The 6,468-nt window shown below is 75.6% G+C and carries 4 protein-coding genes; 2 read left to right on the top strand and 2 right to left on the bottom strand.

Going from position 1 to position 6,468, the window contains the following annotated elements; genetic code table 11:
• Positions 1-43 precede the first annotated feature (43 nt).
• Together ABZY13_RS33240 and ABZY13_RS33245 are read right to left on the bottom strand one after the other, a co-directional pair.
• Positions 44-4,177 carry an Rne/Rng family ribonuclease gene (locus ABZY13_RS33240; protein WP_356637506.1) on the bottom strand — a complete coding sequence of 1,378 codons (4,134 nt, stop codon included), beginning with the start codon at positions 4,175-4,177 and terminating at the stop codon, positions 44-46.
• Positions 4,178-4,428: 251 nt separating this feature from the next.
• Positions 4,429-5,229, bottom strand: a complete 801-nt coding sequence (locus tag ABZY13_RS33245) for a TIGR03936 family radical SAM-associated protein (RefSeq protein ID WP_356637509.1) — start codon at positions 5,227-5,229, stop codon at positions 4,429-4,431.
• A gap of 195 nt (positions 5,230-5,424) precedes the next feature.
• Between ABZY13_RS33245 and ABZY13_RS33250 the strand changes: the two genes are divergently transcribed.
• Both ABZY13_RS33250 and ABZY13_RS33255 read left to right on the top strand, forming a co-directional pair.
• Positions 5,425-5,760: a metalloregulator ArsR/SmtB family transcription factor gene (locus tag ABZY13_RS33250; protein ID WP_356637511.1), complete on the top strand. Its 336-nt coding sequence runs from the start codon at positions 5,425-5,427 to the stop codon at positions 5,758-5,760.
• Positions 5,760-6,468 (top strand): cation transporter (locus tag ABZY13_RS33255; protein WP_356637513.1); only part of this gene is annotated, 709 nt, incomplete at its 3' end. The genes ABZY13_RS33250 and ABZY13_RS33255, both read left to right, overlap by 1 nt.

Here is a 6,468-nt window from a genome sequence, read left to right on the forward strand (position 1 = left end):
GGGGCGCTGCGACCGGCCGCACGGCTCCGTCAAGCGGCGGTGATCAGTCCTCGTCGGTGGAGGCCGACACCGACGGCGTCGCCTGCTCCGCCGCCGACGTCTTCTTCGCCGTCGCCTTCTTCGTGGTGGCCTTCTTGGCCGTGGCCTTCTTCGCGGCCGTCTTCTTCGTCGCCGCCGTCTTCTTGGTCGCGGCCTTCTTCGCCGTGGCCTTCTTGGCGGTCTTGCGCGCGGCCGTCTTCTTGGCCGGGGCCGTCTCCTCGGCCGCCTCGGGCTCGGCGGCGGGCTCCGGCTCGGCGGCCTCGGCCGGCTGCGCCGACGGGACCACCACGACGGCGGCCTCCACCGGGGCGGTCGGCGCGGTCGCCTTGCGCACCGCGCGGCGGCGCGGACGGGCCGGGGCCTGTGCCACCGGCTCGGCGGCCGGCTCAGGAGCCGGCTCGGCGGCCGGCTCAGGAGCCGGCTCGGCGGCCGGCTCAGGAGCCGGCTCGGCGGCCGGTACGGCCTCCTGCTCCGGCTCCGGGGCCGCGGGGGCCGCCGGCTCCACGACCGTCACCACGGCCGCGTCCGGCGACGCCGAAGGCGGCGAACCGGCCGGCGCGGTCGCCTTGCGGGTGGCCCGGCGACGGGTGCGGCCCTTGGGCACGGCCTCCTCGGCGGGGGCCTCGGCCGGGGCCGGGGCCTCGACGACCGGGTCCTCGACGGCGACCGGCTCGGCGTGCGCCTCGGCGGCCGGCTCCGGCAGCACCGGGCGCGCGACCTCCTCCTCGACCGACACGTCCTGCGCCGTCGGCGCCTGTTCCGGGGCCTGCTCCGGCGCCTCGTGACGCGGCGCGCCCGCCGGGGCGGACGCCCGACGGCTCGCCCGGCGCCGGGAACGGCCCCGGGTCGCCGCCGCCGCGGCCGCGGCGACGCTGCTGTACAGCTCCTCGTCGGGCGCGAAGTCCGGCGAGGGCAGCGCGACCGGTTCGCCGATCTCCGCGGCGACCTCGGCGGCGGTCTCCGCCTCGTGGCCCACGGCGCCCGTCTCGACGGCCACCGTCTCGTGGACGTGCTCGTGCTGCTCCGCCGGCTCGGCCCCGCCGCGCCCGCGCTTCTTGCGCTTGCCGCCGTTGCCCGCGGCCGACGGCTGCTCCATGTGGACGATGACGCCACGGCCGTTGCAGTGGACGCAGGTCTCGGAGAACGACTCCAGCAGGCCCTGGCCGACCCGCTTGCGGGTCATCTGCACCAGCCCCAGCGAGGTCACCTCGGCCACCTGGTGCTTGGTGCGGTCCCGGCCCAGGCACTCCAGCAGACGCCGCAGCACCAGGTCCCGGTTGGACTCCAGCACCATGTCGATGAAGTCGATCACGATGATGCCGCCGAGGTCGCGCAGCCGCAGCTGGCGCACGATCTCCTCGGCCGCCTCCAGGTTGTTCCTGGTGACCGTCTCCTCCAGGTTGCCGCCCTGGCCGGTGAACTTGCCGGTGTTGACGTCGATGACGACCATCGCCTCGGTCCGGTCGATCACCAGCGAACCGCCGCTGGGCAGCCAGACCTTGCGGTCGAGCGCCTTGGCGAGCTGCTCGTCGATCCGGTAGGTCGCGAAGACGTCGACCTCGCTGGTCCACCGCGACAGCCGCTCCGCCAGGTCGGGCGCGACGTTCGAGACGTACCCGTGGATCGTCTGCCACGCCTCGTCGCCACTGACGACGACCTTGGTGAAGTCCTCGTTGAAGATGTCCCGCACGACGCGGACGGTCATGTCCGGCTCGCCGTACAGCAGAGTCGGCGCGTTGCCGCTCTTGGCCTTCTTCTGGATGTCCTCCCACTGCTGCTGCAGCCGCTCGACGTCCCGGCGCAGCTCGTCCTCGCTCGCGCCCTCGGCTGCGGTGCGCACGATGACGCCCGCGTCCTCGGGGACGATCTTCTTGAGGATGGTCTTCAGCCGGGCGCGCTCGGTGTCGGGCAGCTTGCGGCTGATGCCGGTCATCGACCCCTCGGGGACGTAGACCAGGTAGCGGCCGGGGAGGGAGACCTGGCTGGTGAGGCGGGCGCCCTTGTGGCCGATCGGGTCCTTGGTCACCTGCACCAGGACCGACTGGCCGGACTTCAGCGCGGACTCGATGCGGCGCGGCCCGTTGGCCATGCCGAGCGCCTCGAAGTTGACCTCGCCCGCGTACAGCACGGCGTTGCGGCCCTTGCCGATGTCGATGAAGGCGGCCTCCATCGACGGCAGGACGTTCTGCACCTTGCCGAGGTAGACGTTGCCGACGTAGGAGACGGCCTGCTCCTTGTTGACGTAGTGCTCCACGAGCACCCCGTCCTCCAGGACGCCGATCTGCGTACGGTCGCCGTGCTGGCGGACCACCATCACGCGCTCGACGGCCTCGCGGCGGGCCAGGAACTCCGCCTCGGTGATGATCGGGACCCTGCGGCGGCCCTGCTCGCGGCCCTCGCGGCGGCGCTGCTTCTTCGCCTCCAGACGGGTGGAGCCCTTGATGGACTGCACCTCGTCGGACGGCTCGCGCTCGGCCTGCTTGCGCGGCTCGCGGACCTTGACGACGGTGCGCTCGGGGTCGTCGGAGCCGGGCTCGGCGTCGGTGCCGGAGTCGCCGGCGCGACGCCTGCGGCGACGACGGCGACGGCTGCTGGAGCTGGAACCGCCGTTCTCCGCGCCGTGGTCGTCGTGCTCCTCCTCGGCGTCCTCCTCCGCCTGCTCGGCGGTGTCCTCGGCGTCCTGGACGGCCTGCTCGGCGGCGACCTCGTCGCCCTCGCCCTCGCCGTCCTCGTCGCCGTGCTCGCCGTCGGCGGCCTCGCCCCGGCGGCGGCGACGGCCACCGCGGCGGCGGCGCCGGCGCGAACCCGTCTCCTCGCCGTCGTCGCCCTCGGCGGAGTCGTCGGCGGCCTCCTCGGGCTCCTCCTCCGGCTCCTCGTCCTCAACGGGGGCGGGCCGGGCGGCGGGCGCCTCGGTCTCGTCGAGGGCGGCGCCCCGGCGCCGGCGGCGGCGCCGCGACCCGGGCTGCTCCTCGGCGGACTCCGGAACCTCCGGCGTCGCCTCCGCCTCCGCCTCCACGGCCTCCTCGGGCTCGGCCGGCTTCGCGGCCTCCACGGCGGCCTCGGCGGCGGCGCGCTCGGGCGTCTGGAACTGGGGCTCGGTGAACACCGGCGGCTGGAACACGGCGACCGCGGGCCGCGCCGGACGACGCGGCGACTCGGCCTCCGCGGCGGCGGCCCGGCGCGCGTCGGCCTTCGGCTCGGCGAAGCCGGTGGCGGCCTTGCGCACGACCCGGCGGCGCGAGCGGCGCGTGGCGCCCTCCGCCTCGGGGGCGGGCTCGTCGGCCACGGCGGCGGGGGCGGACTCGGACGTCCGGGTCTCGGACGTCCGGGTCTCGGGCGCGGACTCTTCCGCGGCGGGCGTCACCCCGCGCGTGGCACGGCGGCGGGCGCGGGGAGCGGGCGCGGGCTCCGCGACGGCTTCGACGGCCTCCACGGGGGGCTGCGCCGGCTCGGCGACGGCCTCGACCTCGGCAGCCGTCCCCTCCGGGGTCCCGGCGGGCGCGGTCGCCCGACGGGTGGCGCGGCGGCGCGTCCGGGGGGCGGGGGCGGGGGCGGGCTCTTCGGCGGGGACGGACTCCTCCGCGGGGGCGCTCTTCGCCGCCGCGGCGGTCTCGGCGGCCGGCTCTGCGGGGACCGGCTCTGCGGGGACCGGCTCTGCGGGCGCCACGATCTCGGCGGCCTCCGGCGCCCCGGCGGGCGCCGACGCGCGGCGGACGGCCCGGCGGCGCGGACGCGCCGGGGCGGCGTCGTCGCCGCCCTCCGTCGGAGCCTCGGCCCCGGCCGGGGCGGGCGCCGCGGTGGCGGCGGCCTCGGCGGCCGGCACCACGGTCTCGGCGCTCTCCGCGGCGGCCTGCGCGGACGTCCCGGCGGGTGCGGACACGCGGCGCGTGACACGGCGGCGGGCGCGGGGAGCGGGCGCCGCCTCCGCGACGGCCGGCTCCCCTGCCCCGGTGGTCTCCTCGGCGAGGTCCGCGGGCTCGGCCGCGGCCACCGCGGGCGCGACCGTCTCGGCGGGCGCGCCGGTGGCGGCGGGGGGTCCCGCCGGACGTGAAGCGGCCCTGCGCCGACGACGCGGCGGCAGGGTGTCGCTGGGTGTGTTGAGTTCGGAACCCTCGGTGGGTTCGGTCGGCTCGAGCATGCGGGCGTTTCTCCCGTCAGGCTCCCGGGCGCCGCACCTGGTCCGGCGGGTATGCCGGTGACGTCCGCGGCTCGCGCGATGCGCGACTGCCGCCGTCCGGGGCGCGGGCGCCGCTCGGGAGCTCTCTGTAGTCCTGTCTCGCCGGTTCCGTCCGCTCGATTTGCGGACGGCCTGGCGAAAGTCTTTTAGGTCGGTGCGCTGCCCGACCCAGGTGGCTCCCGAGTACGAGGGCGGCGCTACGACGTCCGTCCCTACGCGGAACCTTCCGGCGTCGGCGCCTTCGCGGCGGCAGCCGGGGCGGCCGTTGGGGCCGCTGCTGCCTCGCGGTCGGGCGCGAGCGGGTCGGTCACCGTGCCGGTCTCTTCATCGAACAGCCCCTGCGCCAGCCTGGTCACCGCTACCGGGACCGGCGGCGCCAGGTCGGCCACGGCGCGGAGACCGGACAGGACGTCGTCGGGTCGTACGGCAGGCGTCACGTGCCGAACAACCAGCCGCAGTATCGCACAGGGCTGGTCGCTCGGCCTATCAGCCTGCGCAAGCGCTGCGGATCCGTCGGGTCCGCCGAGGCACTCCAGGCTCGCCACGGCCGGGCGGGCGTCGAAGGTGCGCATGCCGTTCTTGGTCAGCCGCTGCACCTCGACGGCGCCGGCCGCGTTGAACGCGGCCACCGCGTGGGCGGCGTCCGCCGGGTCCACGCCGGTCAGCCGCAGCTCCCAGACGGAGGCCGTCAGCCGGTCGGCGAGGCCGGAGGTCCGGGCCTCGACCGCCTCGACGATGTCGAGCCCGGCGGGCAGCGACTCGTCGAGGAGTTCGCGCAGTTTCTCGGGATCGCGCGCTTCGGTGAGCGCGATCTCCAGGTACTCCGCCTCACTGCCCGTGCCGGTGGGTGCGGCATTGGCGTACGACACCTTCGGGTGCGGGGTGAACCCCGCCGAGTACGCCATGGGCACCTCGGCGCGGCGCAGCGCACGCTCGAAGGCGCGCTGGAAGTCACGGTGGCTGGTGAACCGGAGGCGGCCGCGCTTGGTGTAGCGCAGACGGACGCGCTGCACCGCGGGTGCCGGCGGCGGGCCTTCGGGCTGTCGCTTGCCCAGTGTCGTCAGTCCTTCGTGAGTGCGGTCGTACTCCTACCAAGAGTACGTGCCGCGCCGGGCTTCGGTTCCCGCGCCTTCCCCCCGGTGACGTCGGAGAGGACCGGAAAACGATCCAGCATTCTCTGAATTCAGGATTCCTTGTACTATCACGCCGTGCTGACTGTTGCCTCCGACATCGACGTGCTGGCCCGGTTCGGCCGCGCGCTCGCCGACCCGATCCGCTGCCGCATCCTGCTCGCCCTGCGCGCGGCCCCCGCCTACCCGGCCGATCTCGCCGAGACCCTCGGCGTGTCCCGTACCCGGCTGTCGAACCACCTGGCGTGCCTGCGGGACTGCGGCCTGGTCGTCACCGTGCCCGACGGCCGCCGCACCCGCTACGAACTCGCCGACGAGCGGCTCGGCCACGCGCTCGACGACCTGCGCGCCGCCGTGGTGGCCGTCGAGACCGACCGCACCTGCCAAGACGCCGACACGAAGGGCTGCTGCTGATGACCGCCGGGACATCCATATCCCTCGGGCCGTCCCCGGCCCGCCGCGACGCGCTCACCCGGCGCATACGGCTGCTCGTCGCGGCCACCATCGCCTACAACGTCGTCGAGGCGGTCGTCGCCATCACGGCCGGCACCATCGCCTCCTCCACCGCCCTGATCGGCTTCGGCCTGGACTCCGTCGTCGAGGTCTCCTCGGCCGCCGCCGTCGCCTGGCAGTTCTCCGCCGCCGACCACGCCTTACGCGAGGCACGCGAGCGGACCACGCTGCGGATCATCGCCGTCTCGTTCTTCGTGCTGGCCGCCTACGTGACCGTCGACGCCGCCCGAGCGCTCACCGGCGCCGGCGAGGCCGAGCGTTCGGTCCCCGGCATCGTGCTGGCCGCGCTCTCCGTCGCCGTCATGCCGTTCCTGTCCGCCGCCCAGCGCCGTGCGGGACGGGAACTCGGCTCCGCCTCCGCCGTCGCGGACTCGCGTCAGACCCTGCTGTGCACGTACCTGTCGGCGGTGCTGCTCGTCGGCCTGGTGCTCAACGCCACCCTCGGCTGGGCCTGGGCCGACCCGATCGCCGCCCTGGTCATCGCCGCCATCGCGGTCAAGGAAGGGCGCGACGTGGCGCCTGGGCCGCCGCCATCCTTCAGACCGCCCAGGCCGTCATGTCTCTCTTCGTCGGCCTCGGCCTCGACTGGTCCGCCGACCGGCAGGCCCT

This window comes from Streptomyces sp. NPDC006610 (genome assembly GCF_040611575.1).
Lineage (GTDB): Bacteria > Actinomycetota > Actinomycetes > Streptomycetales > Streptomycetaceae > Streptomyces.